General features: G+C 71.7%; 14 protein-coding genes. 6 read left to right on the forward strand and 8 right to left on the reverse strand.

Annotated features, from left to right (window positions below):
• Positions 1-98: 98 nt before the first annotated feature.
• From ABT127_RS31270 to ABT127_RS31290, 5 genes are all read left to right on the forward strand, one after another.
• Positions 99-1256: an acyl-CoA dehydrogenase family protein gene (locus ABT127_RS31270; RefSeq protein ID WP_351457326.1), complete on the forward strand. Its 1158-nt coding sequence runs from the start codon at positions 99-101 to the stop codon at positions 1254-1256.
• A gap of 38 nt (positions 1257-1294) precedes the next feature.
• A complete protein-coding gene (locus ABT127_RS31275; protein WP_351457329.1) occupies positions 1295-2461 on the forward strand; it encodes a thiolase family protein in 1167 nt (388 codons plus the stop codon).
• Positions 2462-2470: 9 nt separating this feature from the next.
• On the forward strand, positions 2471-3355 hold the full coding sequence (locus ABT127_RS31280; protein ID WP_351457332.1) for an acyl-CoA thioesterase: 885 nt from the start codon (positions 2471-2473) through the stop codon (positions 3353-3355).
• Between the two features lie 48 nt (positions 3356-3403).
• Entirely contained in the window at positions 3404-4168 is a 765-nt protein-coding gene (locus ABT127_RS31285) for a crotonase/enoyl-CoA hydratase family protein (protein WP_351457334.1), read from the forward strand.
• A gap of 99 nt (positions 4169-4267) precedes the next feature.
• Complete coding sequence (locus ABT127_RS31290; protein WP_351457337.1) at positions 4268-5989, forward strand: AMP-binding protein; 1722 nt, start codon at positions 4268-4270, stop codon at positions 5987-5989.
• A 70-nt stretch (positions 5990-6059) separates the two neighbouring features.
• Here the strand turns inward: ABT127_RS31290 and ABT127_RS31295 are convergent, their stop codons facing one another.
• The 8 genes from ABT127_RS31295 to ABT127_RS31330 form a co-directional block, all read right to left on the reverse strand.
• Positions 6060-7928 (reverse strand): alkyl/aryl-sulfatase, encoded by a 1869-nt coding sequence (locus tag ABT127_RS31295; protein ID WP_351457340.1) that lies wholly within the window; start codon positions 7926-7928, stop codon positions 6060-6062.
• Between the two features lie 4 nt (positions 7929-7932).
• Entirely contained in the window at positions 7933-8949 is a 1017-nt protein-coding gene (locus tag ABT127_RS31300; RefSeq protein ID WP_351457343.1) for an acyl-CoA dehydrogenase family protein, read from the reverse strand.
• On the reverse strand, positions 8946-10010 hold the full coding sequence (locus tag ABT127_RS31305; protein ID WP_351457346.1) for an acyl-CoA dehydrogenase family protein: 1065 nt from the start codon (positions 10008-10010) through the stop codon (positions 8946-8948). The genes ABT127_RS31300 and ABT127_RS31305 overlap by 4 nt, the downstream gene beginning before the upstream one ends.
• Positions 10011-10096: 86 nt before the next feature.
• Positions 10097-10879, reverse strand: a complete 783-nt coding sequence (locus ABT127_RS31310; RefSeq protein WP_351457348.1) for an enoyl-CoA hydratase/isomerase family protein — start codon at positions 10877-10879, stop codon at positions 10097-10099.
• Positions 10880-10891: 12 nt separating this feature from the next.
• Positions 10892-12436: an AMP-binding protein gene (locus ABT127_RS31315; protein ID WP_351457351.1), complete on the reverse strand. Its 1545-nt coding sequence runs from the start codon at positions 12434-12436 to the stop codon at positions 10892-10894.
• A 71-nt stretch (positions 12437-12507) separates the two neighbouring features.
• Entirely contained in the window at positions 12508-13275 is a 768-nt protein-coding gene (locus tag ABT127_RS31320) for an SDR family oxidoreductase (RefSeq protein WP_351457354.1), read from the reverse strand.
• A 42-nt stretch (positions 13276-13317) separates the two neighbouring features.
• Positions 13318-14082: an SDR family NAD(P)-dependent oxidoreductase gene (locus ABT127_RS31325; RefSeq protein ID WP_351457357.1), complete on the reverse strand. Its 765-nt coding sequence runs from the start codon at positions 14080-14082 to the stop codon at positions 13318-13320.
• Between the two features lie 55 nt (positions 14083-14137).
• Positions 14138-15295 (reverse strand): acyl-CoA dehydrogenase family protein, encoded by a 1158-nt coding sequence (locus ABT127_RS31330; protein WP_351457360.1) that lies wholly within the window; start codon positions 15293-15295, stop codon positions 14138-14140.
• 164 nt (positions 15296-15459) lie between these two features.
• Here ABT127_RS31330 and ABT127_RS31335 point away from each other — a divergent pair, with 164 nt between their 5' ends.
• Positions 15460-16635, forward strand: coding sequence for a thiolase family protein (locus ABT127_RS31335; RefSeq protein ID WP_351457363.1), 1176 nt, complete (start codon positions 15460-15462; stop codon positions 16633-16635).
• The last annotated feature ends 117 nt before the right edge of the window (positions 16636-16752 follow it).

Here is a 16752-nt window from a genome sequence, read left to right on the forward strand (position 1 = left end):
GAATATGAAGGCCAAACCCTGGACAGGAAGGTTATGGCGAATTAACTTATGCGTCGTCCGGCGATGCCTGTCGAGCAGGCCAGGAAGGAACCGTGACCGTGCGCCGCACCGTGTTCACCAAGGACCATGAGGCTTTCCGTGCGACGATCCGGGCGTTCGTCGCCGAGGAGGTCGTCCCTCATTACGCGGACTGGGAGCGGCAGGGCCACGTCCCGCGCGACCTCTACCGCAAACTCGGCGCCCTGGGCGTGTTCGGCTTCAACGTGCCGGAGGAGTTCGGCGGCGCGGGCGTCACCGACCTCACGTACCTGACCGTGCTGCGCGAGGAGTGCGGACGGGCGGGCGTCGTCCTCGGCGCGGAGTCCGTGCACACCTGCCTCGTGCTGCCCTACCTGCTGGAGTTCGGCAGCGAGGACCAGAAGCGGCGCTGGCTGCCCGGGTTCCTCTCCGGTGAAATCATGACCGCCATCGCCATGACCGAGCCGGGCACCGGCTCGGACCTGGCGGGCATCGCGACCCGTGCGCGGCTGTCCGACGACGGCACGCACTACGTCCTGAGCGGCGCCAAGACGTTCATCACCGGAGGCGCGCGGGCGAACCTGGTCCTCGTCGTGTGCCGCACGACGCCGTACGACCCCGACGACCGGCGGGCCGGTCTGTCGATCCTGTGCGTGAAGACGGACTCCGAGGGTTTCGCGGTCGGCCGCAAGCTGGACAAGATCGGCCTGCGCGCGCAGGACACCGCCGAGCTGTCCTTCGCCGATGTCCGCGTCCCCGTGGAGAACCTCCTCGGCGAGGAAGGCGCGGCCTTCTCCTACCTCACCCACAACCTGGTGGTGGAGCGACTCGGCGCCGCCGTCGGCGCGTACGCCAACGCGGCGGGCGCGATGGGCCTCACCCGGGAGTACGTACGGGAGCGCGAGGTCTCCGGTACGCCGGTGGCCGCGTTCCAGAACACCAAGTTCGTGCTCGCCGAGTGCGCCGCCGAGGTCGAGGCGGCGCAGTGCCTCGTCGACCGCGCACTGCTGGCGCACGCGGCGGGCGGACTGACGCCCGCGGACGCCGCCCGCGCCAAGCTATTCTGCACCGAGACCGCCGGCCGCGTCATCGACAAGTGCCTTCAGCTGCACGGCGAACACGGCTACCTCCGCGAGTCCCCGATCGCCCGCCTCTACGCGGACACCCGCGTCAACCGGATCTACGCCGGGACCAGCGAGGTCATGAAGACGATCATCGCCAAGGACCTCGGGCTCTGAGCCCGCCGCCCCCACTCCCCTTTCCCCAGGAGGACCCCATGCGCGACGCAGTGATCGTCGACGCCGTACGCACCCCGGTCGGCAAGCGCGGCGGCTCGCTCGCCGCGCTGCACTCCGCCTCGCTCTCCGCCCATGTCCTCAAGGAGCTGGCCGAGCGCAACCACCTCGATCCGGTGCTCGTCGACGACGTGATCTGGGGCTGCGCCTCGGCGGTCGGCATGCAGGCGGGCTGTGTCGGGCGGGCCGCCGTGCTGGCGGCCGGCTGGCCCGAGTCCGTGCCGGGGCTCACCGTCGACCGGCAGTGCGGCTCGTCGCAACAGGCCGTCCACCAGGCGGCGGCCGGTGTCGTCTCCGGGCAGTACGACGTGGCCGTGGCCGGTGGTGTGGAGATCATGAGCCGGCTGCCGCTGGGCACCACGCGCGGCGACGGCAGCTTCGGGGAGCCGTTCGGCCCGGACGTCTTCGCCCGCTACGACGGTGTCCGCTTCCACCAGGGCACGGGCGCGCAGCTGATCGCCGACGAGTACGGCATCACGCGCGCCGAGATGGACCGGCACGGGCTGGACTCCCATGAGCGGGCCGCCCGCGCCATCGACGAGGGACGCTTCAAGAACCAGATCGCCCCGCTCACGCTCACCGCCGCCGACGGCACCGCCCGCGTCTTCGACACCGACGAGGGCGTGCGCCGCGGCTCCACCCCCGAGACCCTGGCAGCGCTGAGGCCGGCCTTCCGCGAGGACGGCGCCATCACCGCGGGCAACGCCTCGCAGGTCTCCGACGGGAGTGCCGCCCTCCTGGTCACCACCAGCGAGTTCGCCCGGGCGCAGGGCTGGACCCCGATGGCCCGCGTGCACACCGCCGTCGTGACCGGCACCGATCCCGTCACCATGCTCAAGGGCCCGATCCCGGCGACCGCCAAGGCGCTGAAGAAGGCCGGGCTCGCCCTGGACGACATCGGCGCGTACGAGATCAACGAGGCGTTCGCCTCCGTCACCCTGGCCTGGCTGCGCGAGACCGGCGCCGACTACGCGCGGATGAATCCGCTCGGCGGCGCGATGGCCATCGGCCATCCCATCGGCGGCTCCGGAGCCCGTCTGATGACCACGCTCGTCCACCACATGCACGACAACGGCATCCGCTACGGGCTGCAGTCCATGTGCGAGGGCGGCGGCATGGCCAACGCCACGATCCTCGAACTCCTCTGAGCCCGAACGATGTCGAACGCGAAGCCGCTGATCGGGCCGCACCAGGATTTCGGCGGGTTCCTCGGTCTGGAGCGACTGGACGAGGACCTGTTCCGCGGGTGGTGCCACGACGGCATCCCGCTGCGGGCCTTCGGCGGGCAGGTCGCCGCGCAGGCCCTCACGGCGGCGGGCCGCACGGTGCCGGGCGGCCGGGCCGTGCATTCCCTTCACGGGTACTTCCTGCGCCCCGGCGACACGGCCCGTCCGCTCGACTACCGCGTGGAGCGGGTCAGGGACGGCTCCTCGTACCTGTCGCGCCGGGTCACCGCGGCCCAGGACGGCGCGATCGTCTTCACCCTGTCCGCCTCCTTCAAGAAGCCCGAACCCGCCGCTGACCGGCAGCCCGTGATGCCGAGGGCTCCCGGTCCCGACGAGCTCCCCGACCTGTACGAGATCTGGGAGCGCACCAATCCGGACGACTACGCGCAGGCCGAGTTCCGTCGCGTACTGGAGATGCGGTACGTCCCCGGACCCGCCGAGCCCGTGCCCGGCACGACGGAGCAGAAGCTCTGGATCCGCTCGCGCGAGCGGCTGTCCGACGATCCGTTGCTGCACGCCTGCGCGCTCGCGTACGCCTCGGACCTGTTCCTCGCCCCGGCCGTCGCCCTGTCGACGGACCGGCCACGGATGCTGCGGGACGCACCGGCCTCGGTCTTCCTGACCTCCCTCGACCACGCGGTCTGGTACCACCGGCCGTTCCGCGCCGACGCATGGCTGCTGTTCGCCCAGCGCAGCCCCACCGCGGGCGACGGTCGCGGGCTCGCCTTCGCCGACGTGTGGAGCACCGACGGCCGGCTCATCGCCCACGTCGTCCAGGAGACGGTGGTGCGCCCGGCCCGGCACCACCACACCTGACCTCCCCTTATCGCCCTTGCACGTTGCCCCTCCCCGTAAGGAACCACCATGTCCGATCTCGTCCTCACCTCGTTCGACGACGGCGTCGCCGTCATCACGATCAACCGTCCCGAGGCGCGCAACGCCGTCAACCGTGCCGTCGCGGAGGCGGTCGCCGCGGCCGTCGACGAGCTCGACGCCCGGGACGACCTCGTCGTCGGTGTCGTCACCGGCGCGGGCGGCACGTTCTGTGCGGGCGCCGACCTCAAGGCGCTCGCCGCCGGGGAGCGTTCGGGCATCCCCGGGCGCGGCTTCTGCGGCGTCACGGAGACCCCGCCCGCCAAGCCGCTGATCGCCGCCGTCGAGGGATACGCGCTCGGCGGCGGCACCGAACTGGCTCTCGCCTGCGACCTGATCGTCGCCGCCGAGAGCGCCCGGTTCGGCCTGCCGGAGACCAAGCGCGGCCTGATCGCCGCCGGTGGCGGCCTCGTCCGCATGCCGCGGAAGATCCCCGCGAACATCGCCATGCAGTACGCGCTGACGGGTGACTTCCTCGACGCCGCGCGGGCCCACGACCTGGGCATGGTCAACGAGCTGACCGCGACGGACGGGGCGCTGGGCGGCGCGCTGGCGCTGGCCCGGCGGATCGCGGTGAACGGACCGCTGGCCGTCCGCGCGACCAAGCAGATCGTGACCGAATCCTTCGGCTGGCCGGCCGACGAGACATGGACCCGCAACACCGCCGCGTGCGCCCCGGTGTTCGCCTCGGCCGACGCCAAGGAGGGCGCGCGCGCCTTCACCGAGAAGCGCCCGCCGCGCTGGACCGGACGCTGACGGCCCGACCGCCGACGGCCCGGCTGCGACGGCGCCGGGCGATCCACAGCTACAGTCCCGACGCAACGTTCGGGCATGACTGGACGAAGGAGTTCTGGCATGACCACCGCCTGGCCCGCAGGGCTGCCCCGCACGCTCGACTATCCCGACGGCACCATCGCGGACCTGCTCGCCGGTTCCGCCCATGCCTACGGCGACCGGACCGCCCTGATCGACGGTGAGGTGCGCCTCGGCTTCGCCGAGCTGCACGAGCGCGCTCTGCGCGTCGCCCAGGGGCTGCGTGAGAAGGGCATCGCGCCGGGCGACGCCGTCGGCGTCCATCTGCCCAACTCGGTCTGGTTCACGGTCGCCTACTACGGCATCCTCCTCGCCGGCGGGGCCGTGGTCCCGGTCAATCCGACGCAGCCGCCGCTCGCCCTGCGCCGTCAGCTCGACGACTCCGGCGCGGTCGCGGTCTTCACGCACCCCGCGGTGGCGGCGCCGCTCGCCGCGTCCCTGGACGACTCCGCAGGCTCCTCCCGCTCCACCGCCGTCCGCTTCGTCTGCGTGACGCCGCCGACGGCCGCCGCCCCCGCCGCCGACCGGCAGGACGTCGCCTTCCCGGTCGCCACGGTGGCGTTCGACGACCTGCTGAAGGCCCCGGCCGCCCCGGCGACGCGGCTGTCCGGCGACGCGGTCGCGCACCTGGCGTTCACCGGCGGCACGACGGGCATCCCCAAAGCGGTACGCGTCCTGCACCGCAACCTGATCATGAACGTCCTGCAGATGGCGTGCTGGCGCAGCGCCTCCCTCCCGTACGCGGACGAGGCGGGCCGCATCATGCTGCGCCACGTCACCGCGGCGAGGACGGAGCACCACCTCCCGCTCGGCGCGGCGGCGGGCATCTCCATCTCCCCGCTGTTCCACGGCATGGGCATGGTCAGCCAGAGCCTCTACGTCGCCGTGGGACTGACCGCCACGGTGTTCGGCCGCTTCGACCCCGTGCGTTACCTGGACACGATCGAGGAACAGCGCGTCCACATCGTCGCGGGCTCCCCCGCCCTGTGCCACGCGCTCCTCGCCGTACCCGGCGTCCGGGAGCGCGACCTGAGCTGTGTCCGCGTGGTCAGCACCGGGGCCGCGCCCATCAACCCGGCCGCGGCGGCGGAGATCGCCGGGATCTTCCCGCGGGCCCTCATCGTCGACGGGTACGGGCTGACCGAGGCCACGACCGGCGTCGCGATCAGTCCCCTCGACCCGTCGATCCCGCGCCCCGCGGGGACCACCGGGCTCGCCCTGTTCGACACGGAGATCCAGATTCGCGATCTGGACACGGTCACGCCGATGCCCGCCGGGCAGAAGGGTGAGGTGTGGGTCCGCGGTCCGCAGGTCACCGGCGGCTACCTCGGTCATCCGGAGCTCACCGCCGAGCAGTACGTCGACGGCTGGCTGCGCACCGGCGACCTCGGCACCCTCGACGAGCAGGGCTGGCTGTCGCTGGTGGGCCGGGCGAAGGACATGCTCATCTACAAGGGCTACAACGTGTACCCGGGGCCGCTGGAGAACATCCTGCGCGAGCACCCGGCGGTCGCCCAGGCGTCCATCGTGGGCCGGCCGCATCCCGAGCACGGCGAGATCCCGGTGGCCTTCGTCTCGGTCAAGCCCGAGGCCGGCACGGATGAACCGACCGCCCTGGCGGCGGAGTTGATGACGTACGTCGCCGAACGCGTCGCCCCGTATCAGCGCGTCCGCGAGGTGGTGATCGTGGACGAACTCCCGCTGTCGGCCACCGGGAAGATCCTCAAGACGGAACTGCGGAAGCGGGCGGCGACCGGTTCCTGAGGCTCAGCTGGCGGGATACGCGAAGGGGCCGGGCGGAGTGATTCCGCCCGGCCCCTTCGCGTGTCCCGCCCTACGGCAGCACGATCGGGAAGTTGCGCGTGGGCTTCTCCAGCAGGCCGTAGAAGGTGGCCAGCACGGTGACGTCACCGTCCGCCGTGACGGCTCCGGAGCCGATCGCCTCCGGGAAGGACGTGCGCTGGGCCAGCACGGAGTTGAGCGTGGTGCGCTCCAGTCGCAGGGTCAGCTGTGGCGCCTCGCCGCCGGGGGCGTCGCCCCGCATCGGGGTGAGCACCCCGTTGCCGACGAGGAGGGTCCACACCTCGTCGGTGTCGGTGAACTCCCAGCGCAGCAGCATCCGGTGGGCGGCGGCGCGCGGACCGTCGAGGCGTACGGCCATCGAGGCGAAGATCTGGCCGGTGGACAGGGCGGCCAGCATGTCGACGCTCTCGGCTCCGGGTGCGCCGACCGTGCCGATCGGCTGACCGGCCTCACGCAGCTCCTTGGCTCCGGTGAGGTAGATGTTGCGCCAGGTGCCGTTCTCCTGGGCGAAGCCGAGCTTCTCGTACGTGGCGATCTGCAGGGTGCGCGCTCCGTCGTGGTCCGGCTCGGCGAACAGGACGTGGTTGAGCAGTTCGGCCGCCCAGCGCAGGTCTCCCGCCTCGTACGCCTCGCGCGCCTTCGCCACCGTCGCGTCGGCGCCGCCGATCGCGGCGACGTACCGCTGCGCCTGCGCGACCGGCGGGTGCTGCCACAGGTGGGCGGGGTTGCCGTCGTACCAGCCCATGTAGCGCTGGTAGACGGCCTTGACGTTGTGGCTGATGGAGCCGTAGTAGCCGCGCACGCTCCACGCCTTGCCCAGCTCACCGGGAAAGGTCTGGATCTCTTCGGCGATCTCCGGCCCGGTCAGGCCGCGGTTCATCAGGCGGACGGTCTGGTCGTGGAGGTAGGCGTAGGCGTCGCGCTGCTCGGTGAGGACGCGGAGCACGCGCTCGCGGCCCCAGGTCGGCCAGTTGTGCGAGCCGATCAGGACGTCGGCGTCCTCGAAGAGCCGGATCGACTCGGTGATGTACGCGGCCCACGCATGAGCGTCGCGGACCTGGGCGCCGCGCAGGGTGAGGAGGTTGTGCAGGGTGTGGTTGACGTTCTCCGCGATGAGCAGGACGCGGTGGTCCGGGAGGTAGAAGTTCAGCTCGGCGGGGGCCTCGGTGTCCGGGGTGAGCTGGAAGAGCAGCCGCACGCCGTCGAGGACCAGTTCCTGGCCGGTCCCGGTGATGTCCTGGGTGGGGGCGATCAGGCCGACGGCGCCGGTGGAGAGCGACTGGGCGATCCCGAAGCCGACCAGTCCCTCGGGTCCGGTCGGTAGGGAGCGGCCGTACATGTAGACGGCGCGGCGCAGCATGGCCGGGCCCGCGAAGATGTTCTCGCTGACGGCGTGGTCCATGAACTCGGCGGGTGCGACGACCGCGCAGTCACCGTGCGCCACGGCGTCCGTGGTGGTGACGCCGAGGACGCCGCCGAAGTGGTCGCCGTGGCTGTGGGTGTAGACGACGGCGTGGACGGGCCGGTCGCCGCGGTTGCGGCGGTACAGCGCCAGGCCCGCGGCGGCCACCTCCTTGGACATCAGGGGATCGACGACGACCACACCGGTGTCGCCCTCGATGATCGTCATGTTGGAGACGTCCAGGCCGCGTACCTGGTAGATGCCGGGGACGACCTCGAAGAGGCCCTGCGCGGTGTTGAGCCCGCTCTGTCGCCACAGGCTGGGGTGGACGGTGTCGGGGCACTCGTCCTTGTGCAGGAAGTCCCAGCGGTCGTTGTCCCAGACGACGCGGCCCTGCGCGTTGCGTACGACGCACGGTTCCAGCTTGTCGACCAGGCCGCGGGTGGCGTCGGCCTGGTCGCCGGTGTCGCCCCAGTCGAGGTCGGGGGTGGTGGTCATGGGTTCAGTCCTCACTGTCCGAGGCGGTGGGGGTGGGGGTAGAGGTGGGGGCGGTGATGCGGGTCCAGACACCGGTTTCGCCGGCTTCGGCGGCGCGACGTCCGAGGCTCTCGGCCCAGTGCCGTTCGCCGGCCACGGCGTCGCGCCAGGACCACAGCCTGCGCGTGAGGTGATGCAGCGGGTACTCCGCGGTGACACCCATCGCGCCGTGCAACTGGTGCGCCAGCTGGGCGATTTCGGTGGCGGCGGCCGCGGTGGTGACACGGGCGACCTCGACGGCCGCGCCGAGCGGCGCCGCCGCCTCACGGGCCAGGGCGAGTGCGGCGTCCGCCTGGACGAGCCGCACCCGCATGCGCGCCAGGTTGCCGGACACGGCCGGAATCCTGACCAGGGGGGCTCCGAACTGGTGGCGCTCGGTGACGTAGGACTTGGTGAGCCGGTAGGCGCCGTGGGCCGCGCCGAGCACCGCCGCCGACCACAGGAGGGCGAGCCGCTCGCGGATCGTGTCGTGGTCCGGCGCCGTGCCGATGTGCTCGAACGGTGTGCCGGTCAGGGTGACGGTGTCGCGGGGTTCACCGGCGACGTTCTCCCCTGGGGTCACGGTCACCGAAGGGTGGTGCCGGTCGACGACCAGGGGCCCGGTCTCCTGAGCGCAGAGCACCAGTCGGGAGGCGTCGCGAGCCCACGGAACGGCGTGCAGCTCCGCCGTGACCGTTCCGGACGTCACGTCCGGCGCGCGGTCGAGCAGGGCGATGGTGGCCTGCTCGCCGCCCAGGTGCTGTCCGTGTGCGAGCACCCAGTCGGCGGTGGACGACTCGACGAGGGGGACGCCGATGCCGTGCCCGGCCAGCGCTTCGACCACCACGAGCAGGTCGTCGAGGCAGCCGCCGGAGCCGCCCCGGTCCTCGTCGATGCCGACCCGGTGCAGGCCGAGCTCCACCAGGCCGCCCCACAGGTCCGTGGGGCCGGCGGCGGCCAGGCCGTCCACCAGACTCCGCAGTTCGTCCGCGTGCTCGCTCATGCGTGGGCCTCCTGTCGGGCGATGAGGGAGAGCAGGACCTCGGCCGCGCCGCCGCGCAGGCCGAACGCGGGAGAGGCGAGCAGGGCCTGCCCGAAGACGGAGTCGAAGGCGGGGTCCCGGCACAGGTCGGTGCGGCGCAGTGCCTCGATGACGTCGCGCTCGAAGGCGTTGCCGAGGTACTTCAGCGCGGCGGCCTGCTGGACGGGGGCCAGTCCCTCGTCCATGGCGCGCGCGACCTCGAAGCACAGGCGGCGCAGGACGGCGAGGCGGGCCACCAACTCGCCCAGTACTCCGTGCAGTTCCCGGTCGTCGGCGTGTCGCGCACTCGCCGCGAGCAGCTCCACGAGGACGGGGTAGCTGGACAGGGCGCGCTCGGCGCCGCCCCGCTCGAAGGACAGCTGCTCGACCACCTGCTTCCAGCCGCCCCCGACGTCGCCGAGCACACGGGAGGAGGGGACGAAGACGCTCTCGAAGCGCACCTCGTTGAAGTGGTGCTCGCCCGCGAGGTCGACGATCGGGGTGACCGTCACGCCGTCGGCGTCCATGTCGACGATGAATTCGGTGAGCCCGTCGTGCTTGCGTTCGCCGCGCGCGGTGCGGGCCAGCAGGTAGGCGTGGGTGGCGTGATGGGCCTGCGTGGTCCAGATCTTGTGGCCGTCGACCAGCCAGCCGCCGTCGACGGCCCGCGCCGAGGTGCGTACGGAGGCGAGGTCCGAGCCGGCCTCGGGCTCGCTCATCCCGAGGCAGAAGACGGCTTCGCCGGAGGCGATGCGCGGCACGATCTCCTCCTGGAGCTCCCGTGTGCCGTGCCGCAGGACGGCGGGGCCGATCTGCCGGTCGCCGATCCAGTGCGCCGCGACGGGGGCGCCCGCGCGGAGCAACTCCTCGGTCACGGCGAGCCGTTCGACGTGGGTACGGTCCGCGCCGCCGAACTCCTTCGGGTAGGTCATCGCGATGAGGCCGCGGGCGGCCAGCTCCTTGCTGAACTCCAGGTCGAAGGAGCGCAGCCAGGAGTCACTGCGGGGTGTGTAGCGTCCGGCGGCCTGCCACTCGTCGGTCAACTGCCGTACCTGGTGGCTTAGTTCGGCACAGGATTCCACTGCGGTTTGTGAAGGGTGGTCCATGACGGCCTTTCGGGCGGGGCGGCTCAGCTGCCGGTGTAGTGGCCGGGGCGCTTCTCCTGGAAGGCGGCGAACGCCTCCGCGGAGTCCTCGGTGGAGGTGATGACGGCCATGTGCGAGGAGATGAGGTCGAGCGCCGTGCGCAGGTCGTGGCGGGCGCCCTGCCGGACGGCGCGCTTGATGGTGCGGATCGCGACGGGCGGGCGCTCGGCGAGCCGCCGCGCGTAGGCGTACGTGGCGTCCAGCAGGGCGTCGTCCTCGTGGACCTCGTCGACCAGGCCGATGCGCAGCGCTTCGTCGGCGCCGACGAAGTCGCCGGTCCACAGCATCCGCAGGGCCGTGGAGGTGCCGACGGCGCGCGGCAGCAGCCAGCAGCCTCCGTCACCGGGGACCAGGCCGACCTTGATGTACCCCTCGGAGAAGCGGGCGGAGCGGCCGCCGAAGCGCAGGTCGCACAGGAGCGCCATGTCCATTCCGGCGCCGACGGCGGGTCCCGAGACGGCGGCGATGACCGGCTTGTCGACGTCCTCCAGGGCGAGGGCGACACGGTGCACGTTCCGCGTCAGGAGTTCCTTCTCGGCGAGCGGCGCCCGCTGCTCCCCCTTGAAGGTGGAGAGGTCGACGCCCGAGCAGAACGATCCCCCGGCCCCGGTGATCACGATCACCCGTACCTCGGGGTCACGCTGGGCCTCGATCAGGGCGTCCGCCCAGGCGTGCACCATCTCGATGGTGAAGGCGTTCTTGCGGGCGGGGCGGTTGAGCAGGATGGTCGCGATTGTGTCGCGGACGGTGTATTCGAGATCGGCCATGACCGTCCCTCCCTAGTCGGCGCGCAGGGCGCGCTTGAGGACCTTGCCGTTGGGGTTGCGGGGCAGGGAGTCGACGAACTCGACCCGGCGGGGTTTCTTGTACGAGGCGATCCGCGGCCGGGTGAAGTCGACGAGCTCCTGCTCGGTGGGGCGGTCGGCTCCCGGGCGCAGGACCACGAAGGCGGTGACGGCCTCTCCCCACACCGCGTCGGGGAGGCCGACGACCGCGGCCTCGGACACCGCCGGGTGCTCGGCGAGCGCGGACTCGACCTCGGCCGGGTACACGTTCTCGCCCCCGCTGACGATCATGTCCTTGATCCGGTCGGTGAGGTACAGATAGCCGTCGGCATCGAGGTACCCGCCGTCACCGGTTCTCAACAGGCCGTCGCTGTCGTACAGTTCCGCCGTCTCCGCGGGTCGTCTCCAGTAGCCGGGCGTGTTGTGGCGGGAGCGGATCCGGATCTCGCCCGCTGTTCCGGCGGGCACGGGGCGGCCGCTGGTGAGGTCGGCGATCACGACGTCGACGCCGCGGCGCGGTTTCCCGACGGAGGTGAGCAGGTGCTGTCGTGGCCCGTCGGGTGCGTGGTCCTCGGGCGGCAGCTGGGTGACGGTGCCGCCGCCCTCGGTCAGCCCGTACTTGCCCATGAAGTGGCAGCCGAAGACGTGCAGGGAGCGGCGCAGCAGGGCCGGTGTGACGGGCGCGGAGCCGTAGGTGATCAGTCGCAGCCGGGAGAAGTCACGCCGGTCGATGTCCGGGAGCTCGGTGAGCATGTGGAGCACGGACGGGACGAGGAAGGCGTGGGTGACGCCCGCCCGCTCGATGGCCGCGGCCGCGCTCTCCGGGGTGAAGTCGGGGAGCATGAGGCTGGCCGCGCCGGCGGTCAGCGCGACGCGCAGCCAGCCGAGTCCGCCGATGTGGAACATCGGCAGGGCGTTGAGCGCGACCGACTCGGCGTCCCAGAGATACTCCGCCAACTCGCTCGCGTCGGCGAAGAAGTTGGCGTGGGTGAGGAGCACACCCTTGGGCACTCCGGTCGTGCCGGAGGTGTAGATCTGCAGGAACACCTCGTCGGCGTCGTCGGCGCCGCCGCGCCCCGGGTCGTCGTCCGGGTGGGTGGCGAGCCAGGTCTCGTACGCCGGTACGTCCGGGTCGACGGACGGGCCGATGGCGACGATGCGGAGGCCGGGCAGGGCCGCGCGCACGGTGTCGGCCGCCGCCCTGAACTCCGGTTCGACGAGCAGGACCCGCAGTTCGGCGTCCTGGGCAACGGCCGTCAGCTCGGCGGCGGTAAGGCGCCAGTTCAGCGGGACGGTGACCTGCCCCGCCTTGGCGGCGGCGGTCACGATCTCGCCCGCCTCGGTGCGGGTACGGGCGAGGAAACCGATCCGCGATCCGGCGGGGGCGGCGGCCAGCAGGGCGCGGGCGAGCCGGTTGGTGCGGGTGTGCAGGTCGGCGTAGTGGATCGTGCGGTCCGCGCAGACGAGTGCGGCGGACGTGCCGCGCTCCCGGGCGTGCAGGCGGATCGCGTCGGGCAGATGCAGGCCCGTGGGTCCCATGCGGGTTTCCCTCCAACGTCGTCGGCAGAGGATGCGAGGTGGTGCGGGGCCGGGTACAGGGCCGTGTCGGGTCAGCCCTTGGGGCCTCCGGCGACGTACAGGATCTGGCCGTTGACGAACCCGGCCTCCTCCCGCACGAAGAAGGAGACAGCCTGGGCGATGTCCTCGGGCCGTCCGCCCCTGCGCACCGGGATGCTCTGCGCGTAGCGGTCGGTGAACTCCTCGAAGGTGATGCCCATGCGCTGCGCGGTGGCCGCGGTCATCTCGGTGGCGATGAACCCGGGTGCCACGCAGTTGACCGTGACGCCGAACGGGCCGAGCTCGATGGCCAGCGTCTTGGTGAGGCCCTGCAGGCCGGCCTTGGCCGAGGAGTAGTTGGCCTGGCCGCGGTTGCCGAGGGCCGCGGACGAGGACAGGTTCACGGTGCGGCCCCAGCCGGCGGCGGTCTGGTGACGCTGCACGGCTCGGGCCATCAGGAAGGCGCCCCGGAGGTGGACGCCGATGACCGAGTCGAAGTCCCGGTCGGTCATCTTGAAGACCAGGTTGTCGCGGACGATCCCGGCGTTGTTCACCAGGACGGTGGGGGCGCCGAGTTCGGTGTCGACGCGGGCGACGGCGGCCTCGACCTGCGCGGCGTCCGAGACGTCGCAGTCGACGGCGAGGGCGCGGCCGCCCTCCTTCTCGATCGTCGCTACGGTCGAGGCGCACGCGGCCTCGTCCAGGTCGAGGACGGCGACGGCGAACCCGTCCGCGGCGAGGCGTACGGCGGTCGCGGCGCCGATGCCGCGGGCCGCACCGGTGACGATGGCGACGCGCTGAACGGTAGTGGTTGTGGGCATGGTCGACTCCGATGACTACGGGGCGGGACGGGTGGGGGCGGTCTACTTGGGAGCCATCCGGATCGCGCCGTCGAGGCGGATCGTCTCGCCGTTGAGCATCGGGTTCTCGATGATCGACGTGGCCAGGTGGGCGAACTCGCCGGGGTCGCCGAGCCGCGAGGGGTGCGGCACCTGGGCGCCGAGTGCGTCGAGGAAGCTCTGGGGCTTCTTGTTGAGCAGCGGCGTGGAGAACAGACCGGGCGCGATGGTCATCACCCGGACCTTGGCGGCGGCCAGGTCGCGGGCGATCGGCAGGGTCATGCCGACGATGCCGCCCTTGGAGGCGGAGTAGGCGCACTGCCCGATCTGCCCCTCGAAGGCAGCGGCGGACGCGGTGTTGATGATGACGCCGCGCTCACCGTGGATCTCGTCCGTCCTCGCCATCTCGGCGGCCGCGAGGCGCAGCACGTTGAAGGTGCCGATGAGGTTGACGCCGACGACGAACTCGAAGTCCTCCAGCGCGTACGGCGTGCCGTCGCGGCCGACGGTCCGGCCGCCCTTGCCGAGACCGGCGCAGTTGACCGTGATGCGCAGGGGCGCCTGCGCGGCGGCGGTCGCCACGGCGCGTGCGGCGTCGTCGGCGTTGCGGACGTCACCGGCGACGAAGTGGGCACGCTCGCCCAGATCCTTCGCCACCGCCTCGCCGTTGGAGGTCGGCAGGTCGAGGAGGACGACGTGGGCGCCGTGCTCGACGAGGCGGGTGGCGGTGGCCAGGCCGAGGCCCGACGCGCCGCCGGTGACGACGGCGGAGACTCCGTTGATCTGCATGGTTGTGTTCTGCTTCCTGTTTCCTGATTGCGGGGGATGTACTGCGGGTTCGGACTCAGAGGCCGATCGACTTGGCGATGATCGTCTTCATGACCTCGCTGGTACCGCCGTAGATCCGCATGACGCGGGTGTCGGCGTACAGGCGCGCGATCGGGTACTCCAGCATGTAGCCGTAACCGCCGTGCAACTGGAGGCACTTGTCGATGACACGGCCAGCCACCTCGGTGCAGTGCAGCTTGGCCATCGCGGCGTAGTCGGCGCTCAACTCGCCCTGCGCGTCGCGCTCCAGCGCCTCGTACGCCATCAGCCGCGCCGTCTCGGCCTCGGTGGCGCACTCGGCGAGCACGAACTTGGTGTTCTGGAAGGCGGCCACCGGCTTGCCGAACACCGCGCGCTCCCGGGTGTACTCCCTGGCGAAGCCAACGGCCGCGGCAGCCGCGGCGGCGGCCTGGACGGCGATGACGAGCCGCTCGCGGGCGAGGTTGCGGCCCAGGCAGAAGAAGCCCTCACCCTCGGTGCCGAGCAGGTTCTCCACGGGCACCTTGACGTCGGTGAAGGAGAGCTCGGCCGTGTCGGAGGCGTGCAGCCCGATCTTGTCGAGGCTGCGGCCGACCTCGAAGCCCTCGCTCCTGGTGTCGACGACGAGGATCGACAGGCCCTTGCGCCGGTTGTCGACGGGTGCGGGCGACGTACGGCAGACGACGAGAACGAGGTCGCACTGGGTGCCGCCGGTGATGAACGTCTTGGCACCGTTGAGAATGAAGTGCGTCCCGTCCTCGGACAGTTCGGCCTTCGTACGGATACCGGCGAGGTCCGATCCGGTGCCCGGCTCGGTCATCGCGATGGACAGCATGATGTCGCCCGACACGCAGCCGGGAACCCAGCGCCGCTTCTGCTCCTCGGTCCCGAAGTGCAGCAGGTACGGCAGGATGATGTTGGCGTGTGTCATGGCCGTGCCGACGGTCACGCCGGCGCGGGCGACCTCCTCGGCGAACACGGCGCCGAAGTGGTGGCCGGACTGTGCGCCGCCGCCGTACTCCTCGGGCACCTCGATGCCGAGGACCCCCAGTTCCCCGAGTCTGCGGTAGAAGTCGCGGGAGACGGCCTTGGCCGCCAGCCACTCCCCCAGGTGCGGTTCCGCTTCCTTGGCGAGGAACTCCCTGACCACCTTTCGGAACGCCTCGTGCTCCTCGCCGAATACCGTGCGCGGCATGTTCACATCTCCTGACCTCGGGTTAGCCGAGTTTCACTTTTACGCCCCCTAGCCCAGCTGTCAAGGAGCATGGAGACGTCAAGAACATCTAGACACGTGAGTTAGCGTGAAATAACTTAGCGCCCATCCTCAGCCCTCATTCAGCCCTCCCCCAGGAGCAGCTCATGCGTGACGCAGTGATCGTCGACGCCGTGCGCACCCCCGTCGGCAAGCGCGGCGGTTCCCTCTCCGGCATCCATGCGGTGGATCTGTCGGCCCACGTCCTGACGGCGCTCGCCGAGCGCACCGGGCTCGATCCCGCCTCGGTCGACGACGTCGTCTGGGGCACCGTCTCCCAGGTCGGCGAGCAGGCAGGCGTCGTCGGCCGGTTCGCGGCGCTCGCGGCAGGGTGGCCCGAGTCCGTGCCCGGCGTCTCCGTCTCCCGCGCCTGCGGCTCCTCCCAGCAGTCGGTGCACTTCGCCGCGGGACTGGTGACCGCGGGCCAGTACGACATCGCGGTCGCGGGCGGCGTGGAGTCCATGAGCCGCGTCCCGATGGGCGCGGCCCGGAGTGTGCCGGGGGCCGGCGAGGCGTACGGCCCCCTGGTGATGCGCCGCTACTTCCCGGACGGGCAGGGGCAGTTCGACCAGGGTGTGGGAGCCGAGCTGATCGCCGAGCGGTACGGCTTCACCCGCGCCGAGCTCGACCAGCACGCCCTGGACTCGCACGAGCGCGCTGCCCGGGCCGTCGACGGCGGCCGCTTCGCCGGGCAGATCGCGCCCGTCACGGTCACGGGCGAGGACGGCGGCGAGCGTCTCTTCGACACCGACGAGGGAGTCCGGCGGGGCTCGACCCTGGAGAAGCTCGCGACGCTGAAGACGCCGTTCAAGGAGGGCGGGGTGGTGAGCGCGGGCAATTCCTCGCAGATCTCCGACGGCGCGGCCGCGCTGCTCATCACCACCCCCGAGATCGCGAAGGCGCGGGGCTGGACCCCGATGGCGCGCGTGCACACGGCCGTCCTCGCGGGCTGCGACCCGGTCACCATGGCCCTGGGCCCGGCCCCCGCGACCGCCAGGGCGCTGAAGCGGTCGGGCCTGTCGATCGGCGACATCGGCGCGTTCGAGATCAACGAGGCGTTCGCCCCGGTCACCCTGGCCTGGCTGCGGGAGACGGGCGCCGACTACGCCCTGATGAATCCCAATGGCGGCGCGATGGCGATCGGCCATCCGCTCGGCGGCTCGGGTGCGCGCCTGATGACGACGCTCGTCCACCACATGCGGGACAACGGCATCCGCTACGGCCTGCAGGCGATGTGCGAGGCGGGCGGCATGGCCAACGCCACGATCCTCGAACTTCTCTGACACCGCGTCGCGCTCAGCGGCAGAGCCCCGGGCCACGGCGATACCGCCGTGCGCACGCGCAGCGCCATGTGGTCGTAAGGGATGCCGGGCCGGCCGTCCTTGCCGACCACACGCGCT

It is taken from the genome of Streptomyces sp. NPDC001904 (genome assembly GCF_040297005.1).
GTDB lineage: Bacteria > Actinomycetota > Actinomycetes > Streptomycetales > Streptomycetaceae > Streptomyces.